At 71.0% G+C, this 13,033-nt stretch carries 14 protein-coding genes; 4 read left to right on the plus strand and 10 right to left on the minus strand.

Annotated elements, in window-relative coordinates:
• Nucleotides 1-11 precede the first annotated feature (11 nt).
• The 8 genes from AB0G15_RS07620 to AB0G15_RS07655 form a co-directional block, all read right to left on the minus strand.
• On the minus strand, nt 12-653 hold the full coding sequence (locus tag AB0G15_RS07620; RefSeq protein ID WP_362836399.1) for a transcriptional regulator: 642 nt from the start codon (nt 651-653) through the stop codon (nt 12-14).
• Between the two features lie 268 nt (nt 654-921).
• Entirely contained in the window at nt 922-1,875 is a 954-nt protein-coding gene (locus AB0G15_RS07625) for an FKBP-type peptidyl-prolyl cis-trans isomerase (protein WP_362836401.1), read from the minus strand.
• A gap of 94 nt (nt 1,876-1,969) precedes the next feature.
• On the minus strand, nt 1,970-3,328 hold the full coding sequence (pafA, locus tag AB0G15_RS07630) for a Pup--protein ligase (RefSeq protein ID WP_030904553.1): 1,359 nt from the start codon (nt 3,326-3,328) through the stop codon (nt 1,970-1,972).
• 182 nt (nt 3,329-3,510) lie between these two features.
• Nucleotides 3,511-4,269: a hypothetical protein gene (locus AB0G15_RS07635; RefSeq protein WP_362836403.1), complete on the minus strand. Its 759-nt coding sequence runs from the start codon at nt 4,267-4,269 to the stop codon at nt 3,511-3,513.
• Nucleotides 4,270-4,383: 114 nt separating this feature from the next.
• Nucleotides 4,384-5,187 (minus strand): proteasome subunit alpha, encoded by an 804-nt coding sequence (gene prcA / locus AB0G15_RS07640; protein ID WP_362686135.1) that lies wholly within the window; start codon nt 5,185-5,187, stop codon nt 4,384-4,386.
• A 25-nt stretch (nt 5,188-5,212) separates the two neighbouring features.
• The gene (gene prcB, locus AB0G15_RS07645; protein WP_362836730.1) at nt 5,213-6,031 is read right to left on the minus strand and encodes a proteasome subunit beta; all 819 of its coding nucleotides are present in this window, start codon (nt 6,029-6,031) and stop codon (nt 5,213-5,215) included.
• A gap of 842 nt (nt 6,032-6,873) precedes the next feature.
• Nucleotides 6,874-7,083: a ubiquitin-like protein Pup gene (locus tag AB0G15_RS07650; protein WP_362686132.1), complete on the minus strand. Its 210-nt coding sequence runs from the start codon at nt 7,081-7,083 to the stop codon at nt 6,874-6,876.
• Between the two features lie 189 nt (nt 7,084-7,272).
• Nucleotides 7,273-7,620, minus strand: coding sequence for a helix-turn-helix domain-containing protein (locus AB0G15_RS07655; protein WP_362836405.1), 348 nt, complete (start codon nt 7,618-7,620; stop codon nt 7,273-7,275).
• Between the two features lie 132 nt (nt 7,621-7,752).
• Here AB0G15_RS07655 and AB0G15_RS07660 point away from each other — a divergent pair, with 132 nt between their 5' ends.
• The 4 genes from AB0G15_RS07660 to AB0G15_RS07675 all read left to right on the plus strand — a co-directional run bounded on the left by AB0G15_RS07660 (nt 7,753) and on the right by AB0G15_RS07675 (nt 10,650).
• Entirely contained in the window at nt 7,753-8,040 is a 288-nt protein-coding gene (locus tag AB0G15_RS07660; protein ID WP_362836407.1) for a DUF1330 domain-containing protein, read from the plus strand.
• 152 nt (nt 8,041-8,192) lie between these two features.
• Nucleotides 8,193-8,597, plus strand: coding sequence for a hypothetical protein (locus AB0G15_RS07665; protein WP_362836409.1), 405 nt, complete (start codon nt 8,193-8,195; stop codon nt 8,595-8,597).
• A gap of 156 nt (nt 8,598-8,753) precedes the next feature.
• Nucleotides 8,754-9,548 (plus strand): serine/threonine-protein kinase, encoded by a 795-nt coding sequence (locus tag AB0G15_RS07670; protein ID WP_344743373.1) that lies wholly within the window; start codon nt 8,754-8,756, stop codon nt 9,546-9,548.
• 262 nt (nt 9,549-9,810) lie between these two features.
• A complete protein-coding gene (locus AB0G15_RS07675; RefSeq protein ID WP_362836411.1) occupies nt 9,811-10,650 on the plus strand; it encodes a serine/threonine-protein kinase in 840 nt (279 codons plus the stop codon).
• Nucleotides 10,651-11,028: 378 nt separating this feature from the next.
• On the opposite strand, the gene AB0G15_RS07680 is transcribed toward AB0G15_RS07675, so the two are convergent.
• The gene (locus AB0G15_RS07680; RefSeq protein ID WP_362836413.1) at nt 11,029-12,351 is read right to left on the minus strand and encodes a cobyrinate a,c-diamide synthase; all 1,323 of its coding nucleotides are present in this window, start codon (nt 12,349-12,351) and stop codon (nt 11,029-11,031) included.
• Nucleotides 12,345-12,947 (minus strand): cob(I)yrinic acid a,c-diamide adenosyltransferase, encoded by a 603-nt coding sequence (gene cobO / locus AB0G15_RS07685; protein ID WP_362836415.1) that lies wholly within the window; start codon nt 12,945-12,947, stop codon nt 12,345-12,347. Before cobO ends, AB0G15_RS07680 begins: the two co-directional genes overlap by 7 nt.
• Between the last annotated feature and the right edge of the window lie 86 nt (nt 12,948-13,033).

Genomic DNA, 13,033 nt, shown 5'->3' on the forward strand with positions numbered 1-13,033 from the left:
ATCCTTCTATGTCAATCTTCATTATTTTTAGAAAAGGCGACGCAGCACTCCCCGGGGCGCGGGTCCAGGCTGGCCGTCGAGGCGTCCTGGCCGAGCGCGTCGAGCAGCCCGCGGCACAGCTCCAGGTTCACCGAGCAGACCAGCAGCGGGTGCTCCTCGGCCGGCACGTGGAACGGGCAGTTGCGCAGCCGCACCCGGCCGTCCTCCTCGTACGGCTCGTATCCGCGCCGCCGCAGCACCCCGGCGAGATCCTCGCCCTTCCCCGCGGACCGGGCTCCCGCGCGCCGGGCGGCCTGCTCGGCCCGCTCGTCCCCGCCGAGCAGCTCGACCGCCTCGGCCAGCACCAGGGCGAGGGTGCGGTAGTCCCTGGCCGGCACGCTGACCTGCCACTCCCCCGGCGCCCTGCGGTAGACCTTGGCCGGCCTGCCGCTGCCGGGTCCCGTCCGCTCCGTCAGCCGCCGGAACCCCGCCTCGAGCAGGCCCGCCTCGACGAGCCGGTCGAGGTGGAAGGCGGCCAGGGTCCGCTGGACCCCCACCGCCTCGGCCGCCTCGTTGCGCCCCACGTCCTGGCCCCGGGAGGCCACGTAGTCGTAGACGGCCCGGCGCACCGGGTCGTGAAGTACCGCCACCGTGTCAAGGTCGTCGCCGCTCACAGCCCGGATTGTAGGCCGCGGTCCCCGGAGGCCTGCCCCCGCCCGCCCCCGCCCGCCCCCGCCCGCAGGGGCCCGTACGGGGCCCTGCGGGCCGTTCGGCCCGTGCGCGGGACCCGGGCGGCACGATCCCGCGGGGGCCGGGCGTCCGGCCCGGGAAAGCACGGAGCCCGGCCGTGCGCGCACGGCCGGGCTCCGGGACGAGGCGGGTCGCCCCGGCGACGGCCCGGCGGGCCTCACCGGGGACGGAACGCCGGGTCGGTGGGTGGGATCAGTAGGCGCCCAGCACGTCGACCAGGAAGACGAGGGTGTCGGTGCCCTTGATCTTCTCGCCGCTGCCCGCCTTGCCGTAACCGAGGTCCGGCGGGACGCTCAGCAGGACCCGGCTGCCGACCGGGACGCCGACCAGACCCTGGTCCCAGCCCTTGATGACCTTGCCGGTGCCGATCGGGAACATGATCGGCTGGGCGCCGCGGGACCAGCTGCTGTCGAACTCGACGTCCGATCCCCAGATCTTCCCGGCGTACTGCACCAGGATCGACTGGCCGGTCTTGACCTCGGGACCGGTGCCCTTGATCACGGTCTTGGCGACGAGCTCCTTGGGAGCCTTCTTCTTGGTCTTGGTGGTGAGCTTCGGCGCGGCGTCGCCACCGGGGTTCTCCACCTTGATCCCGTCGACGCCGGGATCGGTCGCGGTGCCCTGGGCGGCCTTGGCCTGGGGGACGCCCACCACGTCGACCACGAAGACCTGCGACTGGCCCGGAGGGGCCTGCGCCTGCTGCTCGGCGGGGAGCGCGTCCTTGGCGACGACCGACATGAACCTGCCGCCGCCCTTGGTCTCGGCGAAGCCCTTGCGGAGGATCTCCGGGACCTGCTCGTTGAGCGTGATGACCTGCGGCCCGCCCTCGTCGTAGGTCGAACCGGCGATCTTGTTCTCCTTGCCGTCCCAGGTGAAGACGGTGAAGTTGGCGATCACGCTGGTGCCGAGCTTGGCGGCTTCGCCGGTGGTGCCGGGGGTGAGCACCTTGAAGGAGGAGGTCTCGACGACCTTGGACGGGAAGGCGACGGTCGGCTTGGCACCGGCCTGCCCTGTCACCTGCAGCTCGGTGACCCCGCTGCTGCTGGCGGGACTGGAGGCGCCGGTGGCCACGCCTCCGCCGGAGCCACATGCTGCGGCGAACATCAGAGGCACTGCGGCCAGTACGGCCATGCTGCGGCGGCGCATAGGTATCCCTCAAGCAGACGTCAGGTTCGGCCACACTACCCGTCCCGGCGTACGGAGGAGGTAAGGCCGGGACGAGCTTGCCGAAGTATGACCGTCACATTCCGGCGATGAGCTTGTCCACCCTCTCGTCGACGCTGCGGAAGGGGTCCTTGCACAGCACGGTGCGCTGCGCCTGGTCGTTGAGCTTCAGGTGCACCCAGTCGACGGTGAAGTCGCGCCGCTTCTCCTGCGCCTTGCGGATGAACTCACCGCGCAGCCGGGCCCGGGTGGTCTGCGGCGGCACCGACTTGGCCTCGAAGATCTTCAGGTCGGAGGCCACCCGCTCGACCGCGCCGCGCTTCTGCAGCAGGTAGAACAGGCCACGGCGGCGGTGCACGTCGTGGTAGGCGAGGTCGAGCTGGGCGACCCTGGGGCTCGACAGCGGCAGGTCGTACTTCTTGCGGTAGCGCTCGATCAGCTGGTACTTGGTCACCCAGTCGATCTCGCGGGCGACCTTGTCGAGGTTGCCCGTCTCGACCGCGTTGAGGGTGCGCTCCCACAGTTCCAGCACCCGGTGGCTGATCTCGTCGCCACCGCGGCGGTCGACGAAGTCGCGGGCCTTGGAGAGGTATTCCTCCTGGATCTCCAGCGAGGACGCCTCGCGGCCGTTGGCCAGCCGGACCCGCCGCCGCCCGGTCATGTCGTGGGAGACCTCGCGGATGGCCCGTATCGGGTTCTCCAGGGACAGGTCGCGCATCACGGTGCCCGCCTCGATCATGCGGAGCACCAGGTCGGTCGCGCCGACCTTGAGCAGCATGGTCGTCTCGCTCATGTTGGAGTCGCCGACGATGACGTGCAGGCGGCGGAACCGCTCGGCGTCGGCGTGCGGCTCGTCGCGGGTGTTGATGATCGGGCGCGACCGGGTGGTGGCGCTGGAGACGCCCTCCCAGATGTGCTCGGCCCGCTGGGAGACGCAGTAGACGGCTCCCCGCGGGGTCTGCAGCACCTTGCCCGCCCCGCAGATGATCTGCCGGGTGACCAGGAACGGGATCAGCACGTCGGCCAGGCGGCCGAACTCGCCGTGCCGGCCGACCAGGTAGTTCTCGTGGCAGCCGTAGGAGTTGCCCGCGGAGTCGGTGTTGTTCTTGAACAGGTAGATGTCGCCGGCGATGCCCTCCTCGCGGAGACGCTTCTCGGCGTCGACGAGGAGGCCCTCCAGGATGCGCTCGCCCGCCTTGTCGTGGGTGACGAGCTCCACGACGTTGTCACACTCGGGGGTGGCGTACTCGGGGTGGCTGCCCACGTCGAGATACAGGCGTGCCCCGTTGCGCAGGAAGACGTTGCTCGATCGGCCCCAGGAGACGACACGGCGGAATAGATAACGCGCTACCTCGTCGGGTGACAGCCGCCGCTGCCCCCTGAACGTGCAGGTGACGCCGTACTCGTTCTCAAGCCCGAAGATGCGACGATCCATTGCCTCACACTATTCGCCGAACCCCTCTCGCGGGAGGGATCATGGGGTTTTCGGTCGTACGGCTTATGCCCCGGGCTGTGAGCGGCTAAGCACGGACGCGGGCGGACAGGGGCGGACACGGCCCGTGCCCGGCTCCCGCCGGGCACGGGGTGGCGCGGAGGAGCCGGGACCGGCGGCCCCGATCAGCCCCCGCCCTGCCAGAAGATCTCGACAACCTTGGTGATCCTGCCGTTCTCGGTGGTGATCAGGGCCGGCCGGTGGAGACCCTCGACCCCGGTCAGGGAGGCGGCCTCCCTGACGTTGTCGATCAGCGTCCGGCGGGAGCAGCTCTCGGTGCCGAGGTTGGTGGCCTTGTCGTAGGTCTGTGTCGTGCCGTCGCAGCCGCTGTCGGCGAGGAACCGCACGTCCTCGGCGATGGGCGCCAAATAGCGGACCACGTCGCCTTCCTCGGGACCGTCGAAGTGGCCGTCCTCGCCGTCGCGCTGGACGAAGCGGATCGGCCGGTACTCGGCCACCCCGTTGTCGTCCACGTCGGTGAGCCAGCCCCGCAGGACGCCCTCGAAGGGCGGCGGCCGCCCCTTGCTCCAGTCGTGCTCGGGAGCGGCCTGGAACTCGGTACCGAAGAGCTCGGGGGTGGCCGCGGGCCCGGAGGCCGGGGTGGGCTCCGCCGCGGGGTCCGGCGCGCCCGTCGAAGCGGACGCGGAGGGGACGGACGCGGAGGGGACGGACGCGGAGGAGGCCGCGGCGGGGGGAGGCGCGGAGGCGGTCCTGGAGGCGGTCTCAGGGGCGCAGCCGGACGCCAGCGCCACCGCCGCGAGCAGGGCGAGCACCGCACCGGGTCGTCGCGGGGCGGCGAGGGCGGCACCGGGTCGTCGCGGGGCGGCGGGGGCGGTCAAGGCGGGAACGAGCCTGGTCCAGGCCCGGGAGGTGCTGTTCTTCACGCAGACTGTGACCGCCGCGGGACGGGATCGGTTGCCCGAAGACGATGTGATCCAGGACACAACCGAGCGCCGCTCCCTGGCGGGGGCGGCGCTCGGTGTCGCCGGTGGAAGCGGTCAGCCGCTGGATCCGGTGTCGATGTCGCCGTCGGGCGCGGTCGGCGGGGCGCCGGGCGTCTCGGGCGCGGAGAGGGGGTTCTCGTCCCTGGCCGCCTGGGCGGCCGACTCGGCGGCGGGGGCCCCGTCGGCCAGCAGTCGCTCCAGCCTGGGGCCGTTGAGCCGCAGGAACTTGCGGTGCGGCCGGTTGCGGTCGAGCACCGCCACCTCCAGCTGGCTCGCCGGGAAGCGCTCGCCTCCCGGCTCGGTCAGCGCGAACAGCGCCGCCTCCAGCGCCTCGGCCAGCGACAGGCCGTCGCGGTAGCGCTCCTTGAGACGGCCCGCGACCGCCTCGGCCTGGCCGCCCATGGCCACCAGACCCGCCTCGTCGAAGACCGAGCCGTCGAAGGTCAGCCGGTAGATGTGGTCCTCGTCGGAGGAGTCGCCGACCTCGGCGACCACGATCTCCACCTCGAACGGCTTCAGCGACTCGGTGAAGATCTGGCCGAGGTTCTGCGCGTAGAGGTTGGCCAGGCCCCGGGCGGTGACGTCGTCGCGGGCGTAGGTGTAGCCGTTGATGTCGGCGTATCGGATGCCGCCGAGGCGCAGGGCCTCGAACTCGTTGTAGCGGCCGACCGCGGCGAACCCGATCTTGTCGTAGATCTCGCTGATCTTGTGCAGGGCACGGGACGGGTTGGGCGCGACGAACAGGATGCCGTCCTCGTACTGCAGGACGACGACGCTACGGCCCCGCGCGATCCCCTTGCGCGCGTAGTCCGCCTTGTCCCGCATCTGCTGCTCGGGCGAGACATATCCAAAAGGCATGGACACCTGGGGTGATCCTCTCGTGTTAGCGCAGCGGGGCGGCGGGGCCGTCGGGGCGGTCCGCCCGGGATTCGACCACGACCCGGACGAGCTCTCCGACCTCCTCGTCGGGAAGCCTGTGGTATCCGTCGGCGGTGATCACCGCGACGACGGGCCAGATCCTGCGGATCACGTCCGGGCCGCCGGTCGCCGAGTCGTCGTCGGCCGCGTCGTAGAGGGCCTGGATCAGCGTCAGCACGGTGTCCTCGGGTGAGGCGCCCTCGCGGTAGAGCTTCTTCAGAGAGCCCCGCGCGAAGATCGAGCCGGATCCGATCGCGTGGTGGTGACGCTGCTCGTAGGGGCCGCCGCCCACGTCGTAGCTGAAGATGCGGCCACCGTCGACGTCGGGGTCGTAGGCGGCGAAGAGCGGGACGACCACGAGCCCCTGCATCGCCATCGGCAGGTTGCCGCGGATCATCGTGGCGAGCCTGTTGGCCTTGCCCGCCACCGAGAGCGTGCGGCCCTCGCGCTTCTCGTAGTGTTCGAGCTCCACCCGGTAGAGGCGGGCCATCTCGATGCCGGTGCTCGCCGCCCCGGCGATGCCCATGCCCGAGTGGTCGTCGGTGCGGAACACCTTTTCCATGTCACGCTGGGAGATGATGTTGCCGGAGGTCGCCCGGCGGTCTCCCGCGATCACCACGCCACCGGCGCACATGGCCGCCACGATCGTGGTGGCGTGCGGGATCTGATCGCCCACCGGGGTTGCCAAGGTCTCGTTACGGCCAGGCAGCAAGTCCGGCGAATGGGACCTGACGAACTCGGTGAACGAGGAGCTCCCGGTGTCGGTAAAGATGTGATTCACCATGCCGGCGGGCAGGTCCCTGTGAGATCCCACGCGACTCCCTCCAAAGGTGCAGTCCTTTAAGGCCCGACCTTACTCATCTTGCCGTGCTGCTTGCACTTCCCTGGATCAGCTCAGCGCGAACCCCCCTCGGCGGGCTTTTGAATCTTTGGGGTGATCGGTCCCGGTCGCCGGAACCGCCGTGGATCCCGCCGGACACGACGAGGACGAGGGTGGCGAAGCCGGCGGCCCGCCCGGGCCTCGGAGGGCGCGGGACCGGGTCCTGCCGGAGGACGGGGCGGCGCCCGGGGGAAGGGCGGGCGGGCGCCCGAGGGGGCCTGAGCGGCCGCCGAGAGGCGCGAGGGCGTCCTCGCGGAAGGCGGGGGCGATGCCCGCGGAAGGCGCAGGACGGTGCCCGCGGAAGGCGCAGGAGGGTGCTCGCGGAAGGACTTCGCGGGGACCCGGTGCTCGCGGTCCTCCCTCGCGGGCTCTCGCCACGGAGGTGGCGGGGCCGGCGGGAAAGGGGTCAGCGGGAAAGGGGTCGGTGGGAAAGGGGTCGGTGGGAAAGGGCCGGCCCGCCGGGCCGGGCACGATCGCGACCGGATTCGGCCCGCGCCTTCCCGCTTCGTACTCCGGACGGTTCTCGTTCCCTCCGGGAACCGTTCCCGGAGGGTCCCCCTGTCGGCTCAGCGTGTTCGCGGCGTTCGCGGGCGGAGCACCGGGAAAGGCGCTCCCGGCGGGGGACGGCCGCGCGTCACCCGCCCGCCTGGCCCGGCGGGCGCCGGGCCGGGCCCGCGGTCAGGAGGGGTCTGCCGGCTCCTCGCCGGATCCGCCCTCACCCCTGACCTGGGTTCGGCCGGGCGGACCTACTGTCCGCCCTTCTGCACGTAACTCCTCACAAACTCCTCGGCGTTCTCCTCAAGGACCTCATCGATCTCGTCGAGGATCGCGTCGACGTCATCGGAGAGCTTCTCCTGACGCTCCTGGACGTCGGAGGTTTCCGCCGCGGCGGTCTCCTCGACCTCCTTGTCGGTACGGCCGGTCTGCTTCTGGCCGCCGGTGTCCTTGCTTGCCATGTGTGGCACCTCCACCTGGGGGACGGATCTGATTCATATCTTCCCCGAACCGGGCGACATTGCGCGCGGATCGTCCCGCGATCTTTACGGGAACCCGAACGGGCCGTGCCGAGGTCCTGCCCGCCAGGGAAACTTCCCCGAGGTCCCGAGGCAAATCCGGGCGCCTTTCAGCCGGTGGCGGCTCCATCCTCATCCGGTGGCGGCTCCATCCGGGAGAGGCGCTCTCGTCTCACCGTCGTCGACGGCGGCGATGACGGTGTCGATCAGGCCGGGGAAGCGGGCGTCGAGGTCCTCGCGCCGCAGGGTGTGGGTGATGATGCGCCCTTCGCGCCGCGCCCACAGGATGCCGCCCTCCCTGAGCACCCGCCAGTGACGGCTGGCCGTCGAGGCGTTGACGTCGGGCAGGGTGGTGGAACAGGTCAGTTCCTCCCCCTCGGCGAGACGCCCGACGATCCGCAGGCGCAGGGGGTGGGCGAGAGCCTCCAGGACGGCGTCCAGGCGCAGGTCTTCGCGGGCGGGGTGAACGAACGCCTTCATGTCTCGATCGTACGCCTCTATGCAAAGTGACGAAGCGTTGTGAGCAGTCTCACAACGGATCGGTTTGCCTTCCCTCCCGCCGAACTGTTTCATAGTTCACGTACTAGCAAACAATTTGAAGAGGAGAACGACATGAGCACCTACATGGTCATAACCGTCACGCCGGACGACGAGGAGAAGATGGCCCGGTACGAGAAGGAGACCCTGTCCGTCGTGGCGCGCTTCGGCGGCCGGCCGATCAGGCGCGACACCGCCCCGATCGCCCTGGAGAGCGACCACGAGCCCGCGATCGCGGTCATCCTGGAGTTCCCCGACAAGCAGAGCGCGCTGAACTTCTACAACTCCGCCGAGTACAGGCCGCTCAAGGAGTTCCGGCACACCTTCGCCCGCGCCAGCGCCGTCCTCGTCGACGCCACCTGACCCCCGCCCGGCGCACCCCGCCCGGCACGGCCCGCCGAACCCGCCGAGCAGGAAGCCCTCCCGCGGACGTCGAAGCGAATCCACCCGCCCTTGACCGGATAGCACTCCTATCCAATAATTGGCTAGCTTCACTATCCAACGAGAGGTCCCCCATGTCACCGTCGTCGCTGAACACAGCGGGAATACTCCTCATCACCGTGCCCGCCGTGGCCTTCGGCGGGGTCTCCCTGCTCGCGCAGATCATGCGGGGCGTCCCCGGATACCTGGACAATCCAGTGCGGCGCGGCCTGTGGCGGGCCGGGCACGCGCACGCGGGCGTCCTGGTGCTCTTCGCGCTCGTCGCGCTGCTCTACATCGATCAGGCCGACCTGTCCGGCGGTCTGAAGGACCTGTCCCGGATCCTGATCGTGGCGGCGCCGATCCTGATGCCGCTGGGCTTCTTCCTGTCCGTGGTGCGCCCCTCCGACACGAAGCCGAACAGGCTGATCTGGCTGGTCCCGGCGGGCGGGGTGTCACTGGGCGCCGGCACGCTGCTGCTCGGCATCGGCCTCGTGTGAGCCCTCGCACGACCCGCGCGGTCTCGCACGAGCCCCGTGACCCCGTACGCCCCTGTGAGCATCGTCACCCAGGAATCCGGGCGCATCCGACACTCCTGGAGAGATAAGGAACGTTCCAGGTAGGCCTTCGGGGCTGGAAACTGCGATCATTGGGGGGTGAGCACCATCATCGCGCGCAGGTACAAGCTCGTCTCACGCGTCGGCCAGGGGGCGACCGGCGTCGTCTGGCGCGCTTACGACCTGCTTCTGGAGCGAGAGGTGGCCCTCAAGGAGATACTCCTGCCACCGGGTGCCGCCGCGGCCGAGCAGCGGCGGCGGGTGGTCAGGGAGGCGCGCATGGCGGCGCGGCTGAGCCACCGGGGCATCGTGACGGTGCACAACCTCACCGAGGAGGCCGAGCGCCTCTGGATCGTCATGGAGTTCCTTGAGGCGCTGACGCTGCACGACACGCTCGTGCAGGCGGGCCCGCTCCCGGTGGACCTGGTGGCGGCGATGGGATGCCGCCTGCTGGAGGCGTTGCGGCACGCGCACGACGGCGGGGTGATCCACCGCGACATCAAGCCCGCCAACATCATGCTGACCGGCGACCGGGTGGTGCTCGCCGACTTCGGCTTCGCCGCACCGGAGGGCGCGGCGACGACCTCGACGCGGGGCACTCCGGCGTTCATCGCGCCGGAGGCGCTGCAGGGCAGGGGCGGCACCCGCGAGGCGGACATGTGGTCGTTCGGCGCGACGCTGTACATGGCGGTGGAGGGCAGGACCCCGTTCCGTACGGTGAACTCGATGGCGGCGCTGGTGGCGGCGCTGCGCGAGCCGCCACGCGCGCCGAAGCGGGCGGGTGCCCTGGAGCCGGTGCTGCGGGGATTGCTGCGCAAGGATCCGCGGGCGCGGCTGAGCGCCGAGCGGACGTCGAAGATGCTCGAGGACGTGCGCTGCTTCAGCGCGGCCTGAGAACGTCCGCGAGCGTATCCGAAACGCCTTCGCCGACCTCCGGGCCATCTTCCTGATTCCCCGATCAGGATTTACGGGCATGGAACAAAATCCCATCACGCCCATGCGTCTGAATCGTTACCGAGAATCACCATAGGTAATCACATAGTGCACTCTTCCAAGTGAAAATATGAATCAGCTGAGGGGCCCGGCTTCTATGTGCAGCAGGTGATTCATGGGAACAGATGCGGGAAAGGCACGCTTACTAGGTGATCGTTATCACTTGGCCTCGCCGATCGGGCAGGACGGTGTGGGCACGGTGTGGCGAGCCCACGATTCCCTGCTGAGGCGGAACGTGGCGATCAAGGAGATCCAGCCCCGGTTCGGCGAGGACGGGGCGGACATGCGTGAGGCGCGACGACGGGCGCTGCGCGAGGCGCGTTCGGCCGGGAGACTGAACCACCCGGCGGTGATCTCCGTGCACGACCTGATCGAGGAGGACGGGCGGCTCTGGATCGTCATGGAGCTGCTGGAGGCCCTCACGCTCAAGGAGACCGTACGACACCTGGGCCATCTGCCGATCCACTGGGTGGCGTGGATCGGCTTCCAGCTGCTGGGCGGGCTGCGCCACGCGCACGGGGCGGGCGTCCTGCACCGGGACATCAACCCGCGCAACATCCTGCTGACCGGCGACCGGGTGGTGCTGGCCGACTTCGGCATCGCGGCGCTGCACGGTGACCCGGACACCCTCGCGACCGTACCGGTCGTCCACGTTCCCACCTTCGTCGCGCCGGAGCGGCTGCGGGGCGGGCCACCGACCCCGGCGGGCGATCTGTGGTCGCTCGGGGCGAGCCTGTACTTCGCGGTGGAGGGCCGGCCGCCGCGCCCCCTGTCCCGTACGCCGGCGCCGCGCGAACCTGGGGGCGGCGGGCACCCGGGGCCGGTGGCGCGGGCGGGGATGCTGTGGCCCGTCCTGGAGGGGCTGCTCCGGCGCGACCCGGCGGCCCGCATCGGCATGGGGCAGGCGGGCCGCATGCTGTCGGCGATCCTCCATGCGGAGAGGGTGACCCTGGCCCCGCCACGGCTGCCCGCGGCCCGGCTGCCGCCGGACGCCTTCACCTGAGAGCTCGCGGGACCTTGCGGGATCTCGCGCGGCCTTGGCCGGACATTCCGGACGGGAAACGTCCGTCTTCCTCCTTTCTCCCGCCACGCGGGCCCGCCTCCCGCGCGGCCGGGATGCCCCGCGGCGGCCGGGCCGGACGCGTTTTCCGGCCGGGCATAAATGATCAGAACGGATGGAGCGCGAGAAACCGCGAAAAGGCCGGGCGCCGGCATCCCCGGCATTCAACACATCCCGAATCTTCGCCAATCATCACAAATTGGTTCGATCTAACCTCGGGTCGTTTCCGACCGCTTCGGCCCGGCCCGGATCAGCCCGGGCCGTACCGAGACGATCCGGGGCGGCCCGGAGCGATCCGGGGCGATCCGGGGCAGGGAGCGGTCAGACGACCGGGACGCGGCGGCAGGCCTCGACGAACCTGGAGGCCAGCCGGGGACTGCCGGCCCAGTGCAGGTGCAGGTAGGAGGCGGTGATCCGGCCGTCGGCGAACCCGTCGGCGCCGCCCCGCCAGCGGAACAGCGGCCGGTCGGGGGCGGGCTCGACCGCGGTGCGGTGGAACTCGTGGCCCCGGTAGCGCTCCCCGTCCCTGGTGAGCGGCGAGTCGCGGACGGCCACCGCGTCCCGGTAGCCGAGGGTGAGGGTGCCGGTCATCCTGGCCTCGACGTCGAGGACCCCGCACATCGGCCTGCCGTCCAGCCTCCTGGCGAGGTACAGCAGGCCCGCGCACTCGGCCGAGATCGGCCCGTCGAACGCGGCGACCTGGTCGCGCAACGGCTCGTTGGCCGACAGCTCGGCCGCGTAGACCTCGGGGAAGCCACCCCCTATGACGATCCCGCGAGCCCCCTCGGGGAGGGTCTCGTCGACGAGCGGGTCGAAGGGGACGACCTCGGCGCCCGCCGCCGCCAGCAGCTCCGCCTGCTCGGTGTAGCCGAAGGTGAAGGCCTGCCCCCCGGCGACCGCGATCCTCGTGACGGGAGCGGCGGGCGGCCCCGGGCTCCACGGGACGGCCGGCAGCGGCGGCGCGGTACGGGCCAGCCGCAGGAGTTCCTCCAGGTCGCAGGAGGCGGCGACCAGGTCCGCGACGGCGTCCATCGCCCTGACCGCCTGGGTGCGGCGCTCGGCCGCGGGAACCAGGCCCAGGTGCCGGGAGGGGGTGGCGACGGCGTCGCTGCGGCGGATCGCGCCGAGCACCGGGACACCGCTCTCGGCGAGCGCCTCGCGGCAGATGGCCTCGTGCCGTTCGGAGCCGATCCGGTTGAGGATCACCCCGCCGAGCCTGATCCGGGTGTCGTAGGAGGCGAACCCGTGCACCAGCGCCGCCACGGAGCGGCTCTGCTTGGCCGCGTCCACGACCAGGACCACCGGGGCGCCGAGCAGCCTGGCGACGTGCGCGGTGGAGGCGAACTCGGTGGAGCCCGCGCCGTCGTACAGGCCCATCACCCCCTCCACGACCGCGATGTCCGCCCCAGCGGCCCCGTGCAGGAGCAGCGGGGCGACGAGCTCCTCCCCCACCAGCCAGGGGTCGAGGTTGCGCCCGGGGCGGCCGGTGGCCATGGCGTGGTAGCTGGGGTCGATGTAGTCGGGCCCCACCTTGTGCGGGGAGACCGCCATGCCCCGGCGGGCGAGGGCGGCCATCAGACCGGTCGCCACGGTCGTCTTGCCCGCCCCGGAGGCGGGGGCCGCGATGACCAGCCGGGCTACCATTCGATGCCCTTCTGGCCCTTCTGCCCGGCGTCCATGGGGTGCTTGACCTTGCCCATCTCGGTGACCAGGTCGGCGGCGTCGAGCAGCCGGGGGTCGGCGTCGCGGCCGGTGACGACGACGTGCTGGCCGCCCGGGCGCCCGCGCAGGGTGTCGACCACCTCGTCGACGTCGATCCAGCCCCACTTCATCGGGTACGTGAACTCGTCGAGCACGTACAGGCGGAACGTCTCGGCGGCGAGGTCGCGCTTGATCTGCTCCCAGCCCTCGCGGGCGTCGGCGGCGTGGTCCTCCTCGCTGCCGGGGCGCTGGATCCAGGACCAGCCCTCGCCCATCTTGTGCCAGGAGACCGGCCCGCCCTCACCGGAGTCGCCGAGCACCCTCAGCGCTCGCTCCTCGCCGATGCGCCACTTGGCGGACTTCACGAACTGGAAGACCCCGATCGGCCAGCCCTGGTTCCAGGCGCGCAGGGCCAGGCCGAAGGCGGCGGTGGACTTGCCCTTGCCCGGTCCCGTGTGGACGATCAGCAGCGGCCGGGTGCGGCGCTGCCTGGTGGTCAGGCCGTCCTCGGGCACGCTGACGGGTTTGCCCTGCGGCATCGTCGCCCTCCTTTCACTGTCATGCGGCTCACTGCCATACGGCTCACTGCCATGCGGTACGACGTCCTCACCGGCCGTTCACCCTC

Source organism: Streptosporangium sp. NPDC023825 (genome assembly GCF_040639575.1).
GTDB lineage: Bacteria > Actinomycetota > Actinomycetes > Streptosporangiales > Streptosporangiaceae > Streptosporangium.

Bases quoted from the DNA above. Each gene is read 5' to 3' on its own strand.
- prcA (WP_362686135.1), bottom strand. From the start codon at position 5,187: ATGCCTTTTGGATATGTCTCGCCCGAGCAGCAGATGCGGGACAAGGCG.
- AB0G15_RS07665 (WP_362836409.1), top strand. From the start codon at position 8,193: ATGTCACCGTCGTCGCTGAACACAGCGGGAATACTCCTCATCACCGTG.
- AB0G15_RS07680 (WP_362836413.1), bottom strand. From the start codon at position 12,351: ATGGTAGCCCGGCTGGTCATCGCGGCCCCCGCCTCCGGGGCGGGCAAG.
- AB0G15_RS07660 (WP_362836407.1), top strand. From the start codon at position 7,753: ATGAGCACCTACATGGTCATAACCGTCACGCCGGACGACGAGGAGAAG.
- AB0G15_RS07650 (WP_362686132.1), bottom strand. From the start codon at position 7,083: ATGGCAAGCAAGGACACCGGCGGCCAGAAGCAGACCGGCCGTACCGAC.
- prcB (WP_362836730.1), bottom strand. From the start codon at position 6,031: ATGGTGAATCACATCTTTACCGACACCGGGAGCTCCTCGTTCACCGAG.
- AB0G15_RS07625 (WP_362836401.1), bottom strand. From the start codon at position 1,875: ATGCGCCGCCGCAGCATGGCCGTACTGGCCGCAGTGCCTCTGATGTTC.
- pafA (WP_030904553.1), bottom strand. From the start codon at position 3,328: ATGGATCGTCGCATCTTCGGGCTTGAGAACGAGTACGGCGTCACCTGC.
- cobO (WP_362836415.1), bottom strand. From the start codon at position 12,947: ATGCCGCAGGGCAAACCCGTCAGCGTGCCCGAGGACGGCCTGACCACC.
- AB0G15_RS07655 (WP_362836405.1), bottom strand. From the start codon at position 7,620: ATGAAGGCGTTCGTTCACCCCGCCCGCGAAGACCTGCGCCTGGACGCC.